Here is a 17,237-nt window from a genome sequence, read left to right as displayed (position 1 = left end):
AGTACGAAAAGGGCTTAGGTCCATGCTGTATTTAGAGTTTAGAGATTCATTTTTTTAGCATCTTCAACAAATTGTTTCAAACCAATATCTGTTAGCGGATGTTTCAACAAACCTTTAATTGCCGACAGAGGTCCAGTCATTACATCTGAGCCTACTTTTGCACAATTTACAATATGCATAGTATGTCGTACTGAGGCTGATAATATTTGAGTTTGGTAATTGTAATTATCGTAGATTTCTCTGATTTCTTCAATTAAATGCATTCCATCTGTAGAAACATCATCTAATCTTCCTAAAAATGGAGAGACATAAGTTGCGCCGGCTTTCGCAGCTAATAAAGCCTGACCTGCAGAAAACACTAAAGTTACATTGGTTTTAATTTCTTTTGATGAAAAGTATTTACAGGCTTTTATACCATCGCCGATCATAGGCAGTTTTACCACAATCTGCGGATGAAGCGCAGCAAGCTCCTCTCCTTCTCTTACCATTCCTTCATAATCGGTTGAGATTACCTCAGCAGAAACATCACCATCTACAATGTTACAAATGTCAAGATAATGTTTAAGGATATTTTCTTTTCCGGTTATTCCTTCTTTCGCCATTAAAGACGGATTGGTTGTTACGCCGTCTAAGACACCCAAAGATTGTGCTTCTCGAATATCTTCTAGATTCGCAGTATCAATAAAAAATTTCATAGTTTTTTGGTTAAATAATTTGATTAAATAGTGGTTTATTTTGAGTATAACCTTGTAATTTGTCGTTTTGATTCCAAGGATCGGAATCGAAATGACAAGATTGTGTATAAACTTTAGTGAGAACAAATGTGCATTTCGATGATTCTGTTCTTCAAAAAACCTTCAATAAAATGCTTTCTTATTATTTTATTAAACTGACTTATTTCCTCGTTTTCATTATAAAAAATAGTAACTAAACCTTCGAGCTATTTTTATCAAATTTCAATCTAAAAAAAAGTCATAATCTTAATACACATTTCTCAAATTTCATCTTAAAAAAATATTTAAAATAGTTTCAAAAGAACTTAACGTTATTTGACTATCTCTTTAAATTTCAGGTATGCTGTCTCACTAAATATTTTTTGTAGAAACCTAACAGGCTCTGAAAACCTGTTAGGTTTGATATGAAGATCTAAACCAATTAAATATATTGGTTGATGATATTTTCAAACAATTCTTGTTTACCGCTTTGAAGTGTTAATTCTCCATTTTGGTTCGCGATATCATATAAATCTTTAAGGTTTAATTTTCCGTCAGCAAAATCTTTTCCTTTTCCAGAATCGAAAGAGCTGTATCTTTCTTTTCTTAATTTTTCATAAGGAGAAGAAGTGATAATTTTATCTGCAGTCAATAAAGCTCTTGCAAAAGTATCAGCACCACCAATATGAGCTAAGAAAACATCTTCTAAATCTGTAGAATTTCTTCTAATTTTAGCATCAAAGTTAACTCCTCCGCCTTGTAATCCGCCAGCTTTTAAGAAAACCAACATTGCTTCAGTCGTTTCCTGAATATTATTTGGGAACTGATCTGTGTCCCATCCGTTTTGATAATCACCTCTGTTCGCATCGATACTTCCTAACATTCCAGCTTTTGCAGCCACTTCTAATTCATGTTGAAAAGTATGCTGTGCCAAGGTAGCGTGGTTAACCTCGATATTGATTTTGAAATCTTTATCTAAACCGTATTCTTTTAAGAATCCAATTGCAGTTGCCGAGTCAAAATCATATTGGTGTTTTGATGGCTCCATTGGTTTTGGTTCGATGAAGAAAGTTCCTTTAAAACCTTGTGATCTTGCATAGTCTCTAGACATTGCTAAGAATTGCGCCATGTGGTCTAATTCTCTACCCATGTCTGTGTTTAGTAAAGACATATAACCTTCTCTACCTCCCCAGAACACATAATTTTCTCCACCTAAAGCGATTGTTGCATCCAAAGCTAATTTTACTTGTCCTCCAGCTCTCGCTACAACATTAAAATCAGGATTTGTAGCTGCTCCGTTCATAAATCTTGGATTTGAGAAACAGTTTGAAGTTCCCCAAAGTAATTTAATTCCAGATTCTGCTTTTTTCTGTTTTAAATAATCTGTAATGAATGCCAAACGTTTTTCAGATTCTGCGAAAGTTGAACCTTCAGCAATTAAATCGTAATCGTGGAAACAGAAGTAATCGAATCCCATTTTGCTGATAAATTCAAAAGCAGCATCTGCTTTATCTTTAGCGGCCTGATATGGATCTGAAGATTGGTCCCAAGCAAATTGCTGTGTTCCAGGTCCGAATGGATCACTTCCTTGTCCGCAGAAAGTATGCCAGTAAGCGATAGCAAATTTAAAGTGCTCGCGCATTGTTTTCCCAGCTACGACTTGGTCTGGATTGTAATATTTAAATGCCAACGGATTATCAGATTCTTTACCTTCAAATTTAATTTGGCCAATACCTTTGTAGTATTCTTTATCTCCTAAAACTATCATTTGATTTTTTTATTTATTTGTTAATATTAATTCTAATTCTTTTTTCCATTTTTGATAAGCAGTCTCATATGGTTCTTTGTTGTGAAGTGGTAAAAATGTCATTACATGATCATTGTCACTCACATTAGCTCCAAATTTGCTATAATCACCATCTTTTAAACCAACCGCTCTTGCAGCACCAACTGCTCCTGTTGTATTGTAAATTTCAATTTCGTGGCCAATTAAAGTTGCCACAGTATTGGAGAAAATTTCAGAACGGAACAAATTATCATTCCCCGCTCTAATGACATTAATCGTCGCATTATCCTCTTTTAAACATTCCATTCCGTACACAAACGAAAAGGCAATTCCTTCTAAAGAAGCTCTAAACAAATGCGCGCTGTTGTGAATATTCAGGTTTAGATTTAAAAAATGTGTTCCGATATTTTTGTTGTTGAACATACGCTCTGCACCATTTCCAAACGGAATTACCACAACACCTTCTGATCCTACTTCGACATTTGAAGCTTTTTCATTCATTACTTCGTAACTTTCATTACCCATATTATTACGGAGCCATCTGTATTGAATTCCTGCTCCATTAATATTTAAAAGTTTACCAACTCTCGGCGTTTCTAATTCGTAATTTACGTGAACGAAATTGTTTACTCGAGTGCTTTTTCCAGAAGACATTTCGCTTACTGCATAAAAAACCCCAGATGTTCCGCCTGTTGCCGCTACTTCTCCCGGATTCAAAACATTTAATGACAAAGCATTATTCGGCTGATCTCCGGCTCGATACACAATTGGAATTCCAGCAGGAAGCCCAGATGCTGCCGAAGCTTCTTCCGTAACAACTCCTTGATTTGTAAAGTTCTCTACAATTTTTGGCGTCAAAGACTGATCGATTCCGTAGTAATCCAAAAGCCAGTCTGCTACTTTATTTTCTTTATAATCCCAAAGCATTCCTTCAGATAAACCGTTTTTGGTTGTCGTTACTTCGCCTGTCAATTTCAAAGCGATGTAATCTCCCGGAAGCATGTATTTGTCAATTTTGTTATACACTTCAGGCTCGTTTTCTTTTACCCATTTTAGTTTCGAAGCCGTAAAATTTCCTGGAGAATTCAGTAAATGCTCCATACATTTTTGCTCTCCAATTTCGGCGAAAGCCTTATTACCAATTTCTACCGCACGACTGTCACACCAGATAATCGAATTTCGAAGTGCCTTTTTTTCTTGATCCACGATCACCAATCCATGCATTTGGTAAGAAATTCCAATTCCCTGAATTTTCGATGCATCGATATTTGATTCTTTAATTGCTCGTTTAGTTGCCGTACAAATGTGCTGCCACCAGATTTCAGGATCCTGCTCTGCCCAATCTGGGTGAATAGAAAGGATTTCCATTTCGTTCTGCGGTTCATTCAAAACGATTACTTTTTTACCAGTTTCTGCTTCCACCAAGGCTGCCTTGACAGAAGAACTTCCAATATCATATCCGATATAATACATAATTTACAATGATTCTCTTAATATTAAATTTGTCGGCACATAACACTGAGTATCTTCGTCATGCGTAATAAATGCCGCTGCTTTGGTTCCTATTTCTTTAAAATCAGTTGACACAACCGAAATTCCTTTGTATATAAATTTCTTCATTGGCGTTTCGTTATAAGACAAAAATCCAACGTCTTTTCCAGGTTCTAAATCTTTCTCTTTGCACTGCTCCAAAAAATATCCTAGAATCCTGTCACTTACACTGATATAAGCAATTTCTTTTTCGATATTGAACTTTTTAGGGTCTGTAATAATGCCATATTCAAAATTAAAATCAGCACAAAACTTCTTAAAAAACTCAACCGTTTCCCAAGGATGATTCGTAAAATCGGGATAAACAAAATCTATTTTTTTATACTTTTTAAACAAATCAACCGCTTGTGTCAATGAATCGTAAAATGCCTTACCAAAATCCTGAAAAACATAATTACTCGCTTTATCAGCTTGAATATTCCAGTCAATTAAAAGCAGTTTATCGTTTGAAATCGCAGACAAAGCTGGAGCAATAGCTGCGTGGTCAAAATTCATCACCACATATTTATAATACTTTCCGATTCCGTTGTTGATAATCGTTTTAAAAACATCAATATTATAATGATGAAACTGCACATCGATAATCACATTGTCTGGCAGATTATTCACAACCGAATGGTATAAAACCTCCTTATATGCTTTAAAAGTGTCTAAAACCAAAAGCACTTTTCTCGTTTCGCCTGCCACATAATAGCCCTTATTCGGAACCGAATCAATTACATTCTGCTCTTTCAAAATCGAATAAGCCTTAAAAACTGTATCTCTCGAAAGCTGGTACGTTTTACAAATCACATTTACAGACGGAAGTAAATCTCCCTTTTGCAAAATATTCTCAGCAATCGAATTTGTAATTCCGTCAACCAGTTGCTGGTACTTCGGGATATCACTATCATGATTGATTATAAATTCAAATTTTTCTTCTTCTTTTAGCATACCGTTCTGTTCCGTTCTGTTATGCTAAAGTAGATAAAAATATTTTATAAAAAATTCTTTTTGACATTAAAATTGTTAATTTTTAAATCAAAATAATTTGGGCGTGTCCTTCGGCCGGGCTATCCGCTTCAAGTCCTCGCTCTTCCTTCGTCAGGCTGTGGGCTTTCCACTACTATCCCTCACGCAGACGGTTTTCAAAAAAAAAGCTAGATATTCTTTTCTATATAATTTTAATAGCTTCGGAGGGAGCGAAATATTTTCAAGATATATTTCGCTCGTTTGGAGTTCGTTACTAATACAATAAATGTTTCTATAAATTTTCGCCCCGCTGGGAATACTAGAATTATTTATAAATAAATTTCTCTAAAGCTCCAGAGGACATCCTCATCGTCGCAAAGCTCTAGCTGAGCGACCTATATTATATTATTTCATTTCAAACTTCAAATTTCATTTCAAACTTCAAACAACACAACCGATTGTGATTTTTGTGAAATTTTTTTATACTAAAAAATCCTAATCAAACAATCTCCTTATCCCATAAGGATCAATCGTCACTATCGAACCATCTTCAAGATAATCGATTTTGGTAACTTTCATGCTTCTTAAATGCGTCACACCTTTTGACAAACTCGAATCGTGGTAAAATAAATACCATTCACCTTCAACTTCACAAATTGAATGATGCGACGTCCATCCTACAACCGGATTCAAGATTCTTCCCTGATACGTAAATGGTCCATACGGATTATCGCCAATAGCATAACAAATAAAATGCGTGTCACCTGTAGAATATGAGAAATAATATTTTCCGTTGTACTTATGAACCCATGAAGCTTCAAAGAAACGACGGTCGTTATCCCCTGCTAAAAGATCTTTTCCGTTTTCATCCAGAATTTTAATTTCTCTTGGATCTTCTGCAAACTCAAGCATATCATCATGAAGCAAAGCTACGATTGGTCCTAAAGCAGGTTCATTTCCAGAAGGCTCTTCGTTATTTTGATTGTATTTGTTATTTCTATATTTCTGTAATTGCCCGCCCCAAATACCGCCAAAATATATATAATGCTTTCCGTCTTCGTCTTCAAAAACCGCAGGATCAATGCTGTAACTTCCTTTTATGGCGTCTGGCTGAGGTAAAAAAGGCCCAACTGGAGAATCACTTACAGCAACTCCAATCTGAAAAATTCCGTTGGCACGTTTGGCAGGGAAATACAAATAATATTTTCCGTTTTTATGTGCAGCATCTGGCGCCCACATTTGTTTTTCGGCCCATCGAACATCATTCACATGAAGTGCAACACCATTATCAACGGCTTTTGATGAAATGTCATCCATCGAGAAAACATGATAATCTTCCATTCCGAAATGATCTCCATTATCGTTAAAAGGAATTCCCGCATCAATATCATGCGACGGATAAATATAAATTTTACCATTAAATACATGCGCAGACGGATCTGCAGTATAAATATGAGATACTAAAGGCTTTGAAATTGCCAGTTTATTAATTTCTTCGAAATTAATTTGTTCAATACTATCTTCAGGCATAGTGATATCTTTGTTTAATAATTAAGTTCTTCTTTCTTTTAATTCTGTTTCAATCTGCACTTCCATCTGTTTATTTATTTTATAGAAAAACAATAATCCAGCTCCAATTAAAAATGGAATTGCAGGAAAGATGCTGACCAATAATTTGATTCCGTTAATGGCAGTTTCTGTCTGTACAGCCGAATTTGGAGCGTAATGAAAATAACCTAGAAACAATGTTGTTAAGGCTCCGCCAATACTCAATCCTGCTTTTAAACCTACCATCATTGCAGAGAAAATAATTGCAGTTGCGCGGCGGTTGTTCAGCCATTCCGAATAATCAGCTACATCAGCAATCATCGCCCAAAGAATTGGAATCGTGATTCCGTAGAAAAATCCATGTAAAATTTGGGAGAAAAACATCAATCTGACTGATGTTGGAGGGTAGAAATAGAATGCGATAATAAATAAGGTTGAAATAAATAAAAACAATCTGAATACATTTCGCTTTCCGTATTTATCTGCCAGGTTTTTAGATAATGTAATTCCGACGATCATAAATATAATTCCGCCGGCATTAAACAATCCAAATCCTGCAGAAACGGGATCATTTCCAAAATGATTCAACCCGATATTTGATAAAGTATCCAAAATAGGCTGAATAAAAACTGCCAACTGCTCTTTATCTACATAGTTTTCAAAATAATAAACATACGAACCGCCTTTCATCGCCAAGGTAATGAAAACCAAAGTAGTAAGAGAAAGCATAATTACCCAAGGTCTGTTTTTGACTAGGTCGCCTAAATCTTCTTTTACACTCGATTTTTGTTCTGGTTTTGGAATAATCCTTTCTCTGGTAGTCAAAAATGTAATTAAAAGCATGATGGTTCCAATAACTGCTAGAACTGTCATTACTTTTTCAATGCCAATTGCCTTGTCTCCGTTTCCTGCACTTTTTATAATTCCAAGCATAAAAACCTGAACAAAAAACTGAGCAAACATAACCGCTACAAAACGATAGGAAGACATACTGTTTCTTTCGGACATATCGCCTGTTATAACGCCGCTCAAAGCAGAATAAGGCAGATTATTTCCTGCATAAAAAAGTAGTAATAAAGTATAAGTTACTACTGCGTAAATTACTTTTCCTTTATAAGAGAAATCTGGAGTTGAAAAGGCTAATAATGCTACTACTCCAAGCGGAATTGCAGTTGCTAAAATCCACGGTCTGAATTTTCCCCATTTTGTACTGGTTCTATCTGCTAAAACTCCAATAATTGGATTAAAAATAAAAGCGGCAACTAACCCAACGACGAGCATTATAATAGATGAATCTGTTGGCGATAAGCCGTAAATATCAGTGTAGAAATAAGCCAGATATGTCATCAAAGTCTGAAAAACTAAATTGGCAGCTAGGTCTCCCAAGCTGTACCCAATTTTTTCTTTGATAGATAATTTTTGTGAAATGTTAGTCATTAGTGGTTTTGTGATTAGTTAGCTTCTCTCCTGCAAGTTTTCAAAACATTGTAGGTCTTGGTTCGCACTGCTTTTTTAGTCATTACTGCAAGGTTTTCAAACCTGACAGAAATAAAATCTTTATTAAAACAATCGGTTGTGTAAAATTAGGTAAAAAAACATATTATGCAAATTTAGTTTACTTTATTTCAATAATATTTTAAAAAACAACCGCTTGTTAGTAATTTTCTAATAGAAACAATATTTAACTAATTATTCTTCAGCATTTTTTAACTTCAAAATGCTATCATAAGCTGGTTTGTGTTTTAAATTAACATCAAAGGGCAGCGGATAATTGGTTCTGCCTTTAATTGGCCAGTCATTTAACCAGGATTGCCCATCGTAAACACCCCAAAAAGTAACTCGGCTAATTTTGTCTTTGTGTTTTAAAAATAATTTAAAAATAGATGCATAGCGTTCTGCTAATTTTGTTTGAATAGAATCTGGCAACTTTTCAGAATACGGATTCATTTTTGGATTTCCCTCAAATTTCTGATTGACATCTGCTCCTTTTAAATCCCACGGATTTGGTAAAACCGTAATATCCAATTCTGTAAAAGCAACTTTAATTCCCAATGCAGAATATTCTAAAATACTTTTCTCGATTTCTTCAATCGATGGACTTTGCAGCCTCCAATGCCCTTGAATCCCAACACCATCAACTTTTCCGCCTTCGGCTTTTATTCTTTTTATTAAAGCAATCGCTCCAGCTCGTTTTGCAGGTTCTTCGATATTATAATCGTTGTAATATAACTCTGCTTTTGGATCTGCCTTTTCTGCCAGTTTAAAAGCATCAACTAAATATTTTTCGCCCAGTGCTTTCAAAAAAACAGACTGTCTCAAAGTACCGTCATCGTTTAAAGCTTCATTTACGACATCCCATGAATTGATTCTTCCTTTATACTTAGAAACAATAGTTGTGATATGATCTTTCATAAAAGCTTTCATTTCTGTGCTGTCTGTAATTTTCTCCATCCATGGCGCTAATTGACTGTGCCAAATCAAAGTGTGCCCATGAATAAACATTTTGTTTTTCTCGCCATATTCCACAAATTTATCTGATAAAACAAAATCATATTTATCTTTCTGCGGATGCGTGAACATTGATTTCATGATATTTTCTGCTGTAATTGCATTAAATTCTTTTTTAATCAACGAATCCACTTTGATATCTTTTTGTTCGATTTGATCTGCACTTAAAGCTGTTCCTATGTAAAAATCATTCTTGTAAACATCTTTTAGTGAAGCGGTTTCTTTTTGAGATGTACAGCTTACAGTCAGTAAAGTTGTGACGGCAAATAAATAAGGTTTAATAAATTTCATATATTTTTGGTTTAATAGTTAATAGTTTTTATCTAATCTACGATCACAGTTTTATCATTTCGAAGTAAGGAGAAATTGCACTCAGGATTTGACAAAGATTAGCGACATTCTATGCAGAGTTTCTCGTGCGATTCCGCGTTCCTCGGAATGACAAATAGAACACTTATCTTCTAAACCGTAAGTTTATTTTATTTTAATTTATAAGCAATTCCCATTTCTAATCCTCTTAACTCAGCAAGACCTTTTAGTCTTCCTACCAAAGAATATCCAGGATAGGTTTCTTTCGTTTCATCTGCTGAATGCAGAAATCCGTGATCGGGACGCATTGGCAAGCTTATTTTTGTTTTATCCATCAGTATCAATAATTTTTCTACAATAGCTTCCATATTCGCATCACCATTTAAATGTTCTGATTCCCTGAAAATAGTTTCGCTTTCGCGGATGGTATTTCGAAGATGCAAAAAGTGAATCCTGTCTCCAAAATCGTCTATTATTTTCTCCAGGTTATTATTAGGATTTGCACCCAGAGAGCCTGTGCAATAACACAATCCGTTTGCATGTAATGGAACAGCTTCAAAAATGGCTTTAATATCTTGTTCTGTAGAAACAATCCTCGGCAATCCTAAAACAGAAAACGGCGGATCATCGGGATGAATCGCTAATTTTGCGCCAATTTCTTCCGCAATGGGAGCAACTTCTGATAAAAAATAAATCAAGTTTTCTCTCAATTTTTCATTATCAATATTGGCATAATTATCTAATAAAGATAAAATCTGTTCTGCCGTAAAGTTGACCTTACTTCCCGGCAATCCCAACAAAACATTTTTAAATAATAATGCTTTTTCATCTTCTGAAAGTTTATTCCCAAAGTTTAAGGCATTGTGTTTTTGAATCTCAGAATAATCGTTTTCAGCACTCGGTCTTTTTAAAAGAAAAACATCAAAATAAGTAAAAGCATCCTGATTATAAAGTAAGGCCTTACTTCCATCTCCGTTGATAAAATTATGATTCGTTCTAACCCAGTCCAAAATCGGCATAAAATTATAGGTGATAATTTTGATACCGCATTCTGCCAGATTTCTTAAACTAATTTTATAATTTTCGATGTATTGCAGATAATTTCCTGAGGCTCTTTTTATTTCTTCATGCACAGGCAGACTTTCAACCACAGTCCATTCTAATCCATAATTCCGAATGATTTCTTGTCTTTCCTTTATTGCTTCAATCGTCCAGATATCACCAACCGGAATTTGATGCAAAGCGGTTACAATTCCCGTTGCTCCAGCTTGCTTAATATCAGTCAAACTTACATTGTCATTAGGACCGAACCATCTCATGGTTTGCTGCATTTTTATCATACTTCTTTTTTTTTTATGCCACGAAGGCACTAAGTCACAAAGTTTTTCTCTTACAAATATTTTAAAATAAACCTTTGTGACTTAGCGACTTTGTGGCATTTTCACAATTAAAACCCAATACTATTTCCTCCATCAACTGGCAAAATCGTTCCTGTTGTATATTTTGACTCGTTTAAAGCAAAATAATAAACAGCATCTGCAATATCTGAAGGTTCTCCTAAAAATCCCATTGGAGTTCTTCCCAATACTTTATTTTTTCTTTCTGGATCATTATCCAAAGCTGCCGCTGACATTTTAGTTTTAATAAATCCTGGAGCAATACAGTTTACGCGAATGCCAGACGGAGCCAATTCTGTTGCCATTGCGCGTGTCATAGATTCAATTGCGCCTTTACTTGCAGAATATGCAATTACTTTTGGAATTCCGTATTGCGATGCCATTGAACTGATATTAACGATACTTCCTCCGCCATTTTCTTTCATGTTTTTAATCACTTCTCTACTTACTGTAAAAACACTCAAAAGATTGGTGTGAATTACCGAAAGAAAATCTTCGTCCGTCACGTCTGGAATTTCTTTTTTAAGATTGATTCCTGCATTATTTACCAAAATATCTATTGAACCATGTTTTGTAAGACTTTCAATCATTGCAGGAATTCCAGCCAAATCATTCAAATCAAAAATCACTGGAATTGCATTTTCACCAATTTCACGACAAGCATCTTCGGTCTTCTCTTTCGATCGGCCAATTATATACGTTTTGATTCCGTTATCACACAGTTTTTTTGCTGTGGCATAACCTAAACCTGAATTTCCTCCTGTAACAATTGCAGTTTTTTTACTCATAATTTATTATGTAATTAATTTCCCGGCGCAAATGGGAATTTTAATGATTTAAAATATTCTAATGTTTGTGTTGGTTTTTCAACTCCTTCAGGAAGTTCTTTTCCAGAAAACTGCTGAAAATATAATAAGCAGGCATCGCGCCACCATTTTGCTTCTTTTTGTTGAATTTCTAATAACATTTTAACTTCGTTAAAACGTTCGTAGTCAATATATTTTTCTGTTTTATTCCAAACATTTTGCATCTCTGTAACCTGATTTACACCTTCCTGATATTTAAGCGAAAGTCCGTTCCAAAGTGTCTGACCGTTTTTCAGTTTATAATCCCACGAAATATGATGAAACCATAGTAAATCTTTCTCAGGACAGGTTTCTATATTATCAAAAAGCTTTTCTAGTTCTGGCGCGTATTGGGAAGTGGCATTTGTTCCCGACTTTGACCTGTCGAAACCAATTCCATTTTTGTCCGCTTTATGATAGTAAGTAGGATTCCATTCTGGACGTGATAAATCTGAAACCCAAGGTCCCGGTCCGTAGTGATGACCTGTATCCATAATATGATGCAGACCAAGCGGTGTCATATAATTTACAATGGCTTCACGCGAATCGATCATCATCTTTTTAACTGGTTTTATAAAATTTTCATCGTTTGAAAAAGTACATCTCAACCACTCATCGGCAATCGTTTCTGAATCCAAATACGGATTCCAAGCCAGTCTTCCGAAACCATACCAATTTGCCTGTGCAAAAGGATGCCCAGTCCAGTTCAAATCGTTGCCGATATTGGCAACACCAGCAATTCCAGTTAGTTTATTTTCATATAAAGTACCATCTATAACTTTGGCAACGGTTGAACCTTTTCCTTTTTGATACGTATCTGATTCTAAAACTTCCTGAAATAATTTGGGCAGAAAAACCAAATGCGTGCTAAATCCTAAATATTCCTGAGTGATTTGAAATTCCATCATTAAAGGCGTTTTTGGCATAGCACCAAATAAAGGATGAAATGGTTCTCTAGGCTGAAAATCAATTGCTCCATTTTTTACCTGAACAATTACGTTTTTTTTGAATTTTCCATCATACGGCTGAAATTCGGCATAAGCCTGTTTTGCACGATCATTTGTATCGTGTTCTGAATATACAAAGGCTCTCCACATAATTACACCTCCAAAAGGAGCAACTGCATCTGCAAGCATATTGGCGCCATCAACATGATCCCTTCCGTAATTTTGAGGCCCAGGCTGACCTTCTGAATTGGCTTTCACCAAGAACCCTCCAAAATCAGGAATTCGTTTGTAAATTTCTTTTGCTTTATTTTTCCACCAATTCATCACTTCAGGATCTTTGGGGTCGGCAGATTTTAGTTTTCCAATTTCAATTGGTGCCGAAAATCTTGCAGTTAAATATACTTTAATTCCATAAGGCCTGAAAATATTCGCTAAAGCTTCAACTTTTTCTAAATATTGTGAGGTCAGGATTAAAGCATTTGCATTCACATTATTTAAAACAGTTCCATTAATTCCAATTGAAGCATTCATTCTTGCATAATCGATATAACGCTGATCGATAAAATCAGGAAGTTTCTGCCAATTCCATAAAGAAAATCCTGCATAACCTCTTTCAATTGTACGGTCGAGATTATCCCAATGATTTAAGATGCGGATATTTGTTTTTGGAGAATCAACAATATTTAAATTCTGGATTGATTTATTGGTTTGCAATATTCTCAGGAAATTAAAAACTCCGTACAAAACTGCAATGTCATTATTACCCGTAATAATGATTTGTTTTTTGCTTTTAAGGGAAATAGATTTAATAATAAAACCTTCTGTATTTATTTTATCAAAATCAGACTGTACTTCTTTTTTAACTTCAGCATTTAAACTCGATTGTGAACCAATTATTAAATTGTTCTCTCCTTTTATATCCGAATTAATTTCAAGAATATTTCCGAACAAATCTAAAAATCCTATTTTGAGTTCCTTTTCAGCAATTTTTATGGTTTCGGAATTTCCTAAGACTACAATTTTTTTAAGATTGTTTTTATATTCTGAAGCAATTGCAGAATTGCTCACAACATTGTACTGAAGCCACAATTTATAATCCTTTTGGGCCCAAGCTGAAAAGGAAATCAAAATAAACAAGAAAACAAATCTTAATGAAGTCATTGGTTTTAATTTATTCTTTACAATTTTATTTTAAAAGAATCAATATTTAATTCCTTAATAAAAGTATTTGACAAAATTTTAATTTAAAAAATACATTATCTGAAATAAAATACTGATTGCAATCGGTTGCGTAAAAATATAAGATTGTTATATAAGAAAAAAATTTTAGCTGTCTTTTTTTCAAAAAATAATTAGTATAACAAATAAAAGCAGGATAATTATAAAAACTATCCTGCTTTAACTGGGTTGAATTTGTATTAAAATCCTATTTTTAACTTTTCTGCGAAGATTCTCTAGCTAATACTTCTGTATTTAAAAAAGTAATTTCCTTGGCATCATCATTTTTAGATGATTTCAGGTTTTTGATAATAATATCAGCTGCTGCTTTTCCCATTTTCTCAGCGGGATGTGTAATTGTAGATAAATTAGGATCAATAATCTGTGAAATTGGATCGTTATTAAAGCCAATTACCTTGAATTCTTCTGGCACTTTAATACCTCGTTTCTTTGCAGTCTGTACAGCACTTACTGCCAGGATATCTCCAGGTGCAAATAAACCGTCTGGAATTGGATTTAAATCAAACAATGCATTGCTGGCTTTTACACCATCTTCGTAAGTAACCGAATTCAAGTTAATAATCAATTCTTCTTCAACTTCTATATTATGATCTTTCAAAGCTTCGATATAACCTCTTTTTCTTTCGTTGTACAAATTACCTAATTCTGAACCAGCCGTTAAATGAGCAATTCGAATACATCCTTGTTCTATAAGATGTTTTGTAGCTTTGTACCCTGCTGTATAATTATCAATAACAACCCTAAAAGTGTTATAATCTTTAGGAACCCTGTCCACAAATACCAACGGAATATTATTATTTGAAAACTGATGAAAATGAGCTGTATCTCTGGTTTCCATTGCAAGAGAGCAAATCACACCACTTACACGATTGCTGTATAGTGATTTAGCCATATTGACTTCTTCTTCGTAAGAATCATGCGACTGCATAATAATTACGGTATAATCCGACTTTTGAGCTGTAATTTCTATACCGCTAATTAGTGATGACAAAAATGGCTGAGTAACAGTCGGAATCAAAACACCAATAGTTCTGGTTTTATTGCCTCGCAAACCTGCTGCTAAAGTATTAGGAACAAATCCCATTTCTTCAGCAGTTTTTTTCACTTTCTTTATTGTTTTATCACTTATGGTATGATGATCTTTTAAGGCCCGTGAAATGGTCGATGTAGCCAAATTTAATCGTTCAGCAATATCATAAATCGTTACATGTTTATTTTCTTCCATGAAATAAAAAATAGAAATGTAAATATAAACTATTTTCTCCCAAGATTAGCTTTACTGAAATGGTTCAAAATAAAATGTCCATCTAAAATAAGCCCTTCTTTTAATTTGAAGATTTACTTTAGACGAACAAAGCATAGTAAATATCAATTTTATTTTTCTTTTATGCCATTTTTTTTGTCTTTAAGGATTTTACCTTCTTTAGTGAATTCCAAATCAATATCATTTGTTAAATCCACATCCAAATCTTTATGCCCATAATCAATATGAGTAATTTTTTCATTCGGATAATTTTTTGACACATACTCTTTAATATTATCTGAAATAAAAGCAGTTGGAATTGGTTTGTCTCCGCCGTCTACTTCTCTATATGATCCATCCTTCCAGAATTCTACTTCTGTTCCGTCTTGCAATTTTACCTCAAAACCTTTCTCACCGTGTTCTGCATCTTTACTAGCACTTGTGACTGTCGTTTCGCTAAAATGTTTTTTCAAAAATTCCTGAGCTGGTTTTGGCAATTCTGATACTTCGATCTTCTTCTGTGCGCTGACCGAGATTGTTAAGCTTAACAATCCTATGGCTAAAAATATTTTCGTTTTCATAATGATTTATTTAAGTATAGTATTACTAATTTACTACAAGAAAATTTTTATTCAAATCTATTTAAGATTTTTTTAGTGTTTTAAAATGCAATGTATACAACTGATTACAAGATTAATACATTGCAATTTCACCAAAAAAAGAAAAAAAATCGATATGGAAAATAATTTGTAAATTAGTTCAAACTACTAAATTTTAAACCCATGCGTTATATCCTGATCTTTGGAGTTTTTTTACTAACAGCATCCTGTAAAAAAGAAAACCAATCGAATGAACTTACTAATTATTTCAGCTACAATCAAGGTGATGTAGAATCTGCAGGAGTAAAAATGATCCCAATAAAGACTCCACTTGGCGAATTTAAAGTTTGGACAAAACGTTTTGGAAATAATTCAAAAATCAAAATACTTCTACTACACGGCGGCCCTGCAATGACGCATGAATATATGGAGTGTTTTGAAACATTCTTTCAACGAGAAGGCTTCGAATTTTATGAATACGATCAGTTGGGATCTTATTACAGCGATCAGCCTAAAGATAGTAGTTTATGGACAATTGAACGATTTGTCGATGAGGTAGAACAAGTACGTAAAGCAATAAATGCAGATAAAGATAATTTTTATGTTCTGGGAAACTCATGGGGAGGAATTCTTGCAATGGAGTACGCCTTGAAATATCAAAAAAATATGAAAGGATTATTAGTTTCTAACATGATGGCAAGTGCTCCAGATTACGGAAAATATGCTGATGAGGTTTTAGCAAAACAAATGAACCCAGAAATTCTTAGGCAAATAAGATCTTTAGAAGTTAAAAAAGATTTCAATAATCCAAAATATATGGAATTACTAATACCCAATTTCTATAAAAAGCATTTGTGCCGATTAAAAGAATGGCCAGACGGATTAAATCGTGCCAGCAAACATATAAATGGAGAAATTTATAGCTTAATGCAAGGTCCAAGTGAATTTGGCATCAGCGGGAGATTAGCAAAATGGGATATTAAGAGTAGATTACATGAAATCATAATTCCAACCTTAATGATAGGAGCCAAATACGACACAATGGATCCAAAAGCTATGGAAGAACAAAGTAAATTAGTTCAAAATGGACGATACTTATATTGTCCAAATGGCAGCCACTTAGCAATGTGGGATGATCAAAAAATCTTTATGAATGGAGTAATTAAATTTATAAATGAGGTTAATGACAAGAAAATCTAATGGCATAAGCATAAATCAGGATTTAGATTCAAAATCAATAAATACAATCCGAAATTACATTAAACTAAAAACCAATAAAAACGAAAAAACCCTGTTTCGATCAGAAACAGGGTTTTTGAAAAAAAGGCGGCGACATACTCTCCCACAATACTGCAGTACCATCTGCGCAGGCGGGCTTAACTACTCTGTTCGGGATGGGAAGAGGTGAGCCCCGCCGCAATAACCACCTTAAGGTTTTTAGTCTAAAGTCTAAGGTCATAAAGTGTAAAAGTCTTTGACTTTACTCTTTAATCTTTCGACTTAAAGACTGCCCGCGACGGGCAAATATTTTAACATACTGAGATAAAGAAAAGTAAATATATTTTAGAAAGTTTCTTCTCCCGGCCGCAGCCGGGAGAAAA

13 protein-coding genes and 1 rRNA gene are annotated in these 17,237 nt (G+C 34.2%); 1 reads left to right on the top strand and 13 read right to left on the bottom strand.

Annotated elements, in window-relative coordinates; translation table 11 throughout:
- Positions 1 to 38: 38 nt before the first annotated feature.
- The 12 genes from fsa to EDB96_RS09360 form a co-directional block, all read right to left on the bottom strand.
- Complete coding sequence (fsa, locus tag EDB96_RS09415; RefSeq protein ID WP_057119742.1) at positions 39 to 695, bottom strand: fructose-6-phosphate aldolase; 657 nt, start codon at positions 693 to 695, stop codon at positions 39 to 41.
- Between the two features lie 460 nt (positions 696 to 1,155).
- Positions 1,156 to 2,481, bottom strand: a complete 1,326-nt coding sequence (gene xylA, locus EDB96_RS09410; RefSeq protein WP_134140400.1) for a xylose isomerase — start codon at positions 2,479 to 2,481, stop codon at positions 1,156 to 1,158.
- Between the two features lie 9 nt (positions 2,482 to 2,490).
- A complete protein-coding gene (locus tag EDB96_RS09405; protein WP_134140398.1) occupies positions 2,491 to 3,972 on the bottom strand; it encodes a xylulokinase in 1,482 nt (493 codons plus the stop codon).
- Positions 3,973 to 3,975: 3 nt separating this feature from the next.
- Positions 3,976 to 4,983 (bottom strand): GntR family transcriptional regulator, encoded by a 1,008-nt coding sequence (locus tag EDB96_RS09400; RefSeq protein WP_134140396.1) that lies wholly within the window; start codon positions 4,981 to 4,983, stop codon positions 3,976 to 3,978.
- 513 nt (positions 4,984 to 5,496) lie between these two features.
- The gene (locus EDB96_RS09395) at positions 5,497 to 6,531 is read right to left on the bottom strand and encodes a glycoside hydrolase family 43 protein (RefSeq protein WP_134140394.1); all 1,035 of its coding nucleotides are present in this window, start codon (positions 6,529 to 6,531) and stop codon (positions 5,497 to 5,499) included.
- Between the two features lie 21 nt (positions 6,532 to 6,552).
- Positions 6,553 to 7,986, bottom strand: a complete 1,434-nt coding sequence (locus EDB96_RS09390; RefSeq protein WP_134140392.1) for an MFS transporter — start codon at positions 7,984 to 7,986, stop codon at positions 6,553 to 6,555.
- A 252-nt stretch (positions 7,987 to 8,238) separates the two neighbouring features.
- Positions 8,239 to 9,348 carry an endo-1,4-beta-xylanase gene (locus EDB96_RS09385; RefSeq protein WP_134140389.1) on the bottom strand — a complete coding sequence of 370 codons (1,110 nt, stop codon included), beginning with the start codon at positions 9,346 to 9,348 and terminating at the stop codon, positions 8,239 to 8,241.
- A gap of 188 nt (positions 9,349 to 9,536) precedes the next feature.
- Positions 9,537 to 10,697, bottom strand: coding sequence for a mannonate dehydratase (uxuA, locus tag EDB96_RS09380; RefSeq protein WP_134141133.1), 1,161 nt, complete (start codon positions 10,695 to 10,697; stop codon positions 9,537 to 9,539).
- A gap of 116 nt (positions 10,698 to 10,813) precedes the next feature.
- Positions 10,814 to 11,551 (bottom strand): SDR family NAD(P)-dependent oxidoreductase, encoded by a 738-nt coding sequence (locus EDB96_RS09375; protein WP_057119757.1) that lies wholly within the window; start codon positions 11,549 to 11,551, stop codon positions 10,814 to 10,816.
- 14 nt (positions 11,552 to 11,565) lie between these two features.
- Positions 11,566 to 13,716 carry an alpha-glucuronidase family glycosyl hydrolase gene (locus EDB96_RS09370; protein WP_057119759.1) on the bottom strand — a complete coding sequence of 717 codons (2,151 nt, stop codon included), beginning with the start codon at positions 13,714 to 13,716 and terminating at the stop codon, positions 11,566 to 11,568.
- 271 nt (positions 13,717 to 13,987) lie between these two features.
- Positions 13,988 to 15,019 (bottom strand): LacI family DNA-binding transcriptional regulator, encoded by a 1,032-nt coding sequence (locus EDB96_RS09365; protein WP_057119761.1) that lies wholly within the window; start codon positions 15,017 to 15,019, stop codon positions 13,988 to 13,990.
- Between the two features lie 149 nt (positions 15,020 to 15,168).
- Positions 15,169 to 15,618, bottom strand: a complete 450-nt coding sequence (locus EDB96_RS09360) for a PepSY-like domain-containing protein (protein ID WP_057119764.1) — start codon at positions 15,616 to 15,618, stop codon at positions 15,169 to 15,171.
- 201 nt (positions 15,619 to 15,819) lie between these two features.
- On the opposite strand from EDB96_RS09360, the gene EDB96_RS09355 reads away from it, so the two are divergent.
- A complete protein-coding gene (locus EDB96_RS09355; RefSeq protein WP_134140387.1) occupies positions 15,820 to 16,836 on the top strand; it encodes a proline iminopeptidase-family hydrolase in 1,017 nt (338 codons plus the stop codon).
- A gap of 121 nt (positions 16,837 to 16,957) precedes the next feature.
- Here the strand turns inward: EDB96_RS09355 and rrf are convergent.
- Positions 16,958 to 17,067, bottom strand: a 5S ribosomal RNA gene (gene rrf, locus EDB96_RS09350).
- Between the last annotated feature and the right edge of the window lie 170 nt (positions 17,068 to 17,237).

The sequence above is a fragment of the Flavobacterium sp. S87F.05.LMB.W.Kidney.N genome, from assembly GCF_004366435.1.
GTDB lineage: Bacteria > Bacteroidota > Bacteroidia > Flavobacteriales > Flavobacteriaceae > Flavobacterium.
The sequence above is the reverse complement of the archived record's forward strand: the minus strand, read 5'-3'. Positions and strand labels throughout refer to the sequence as shown.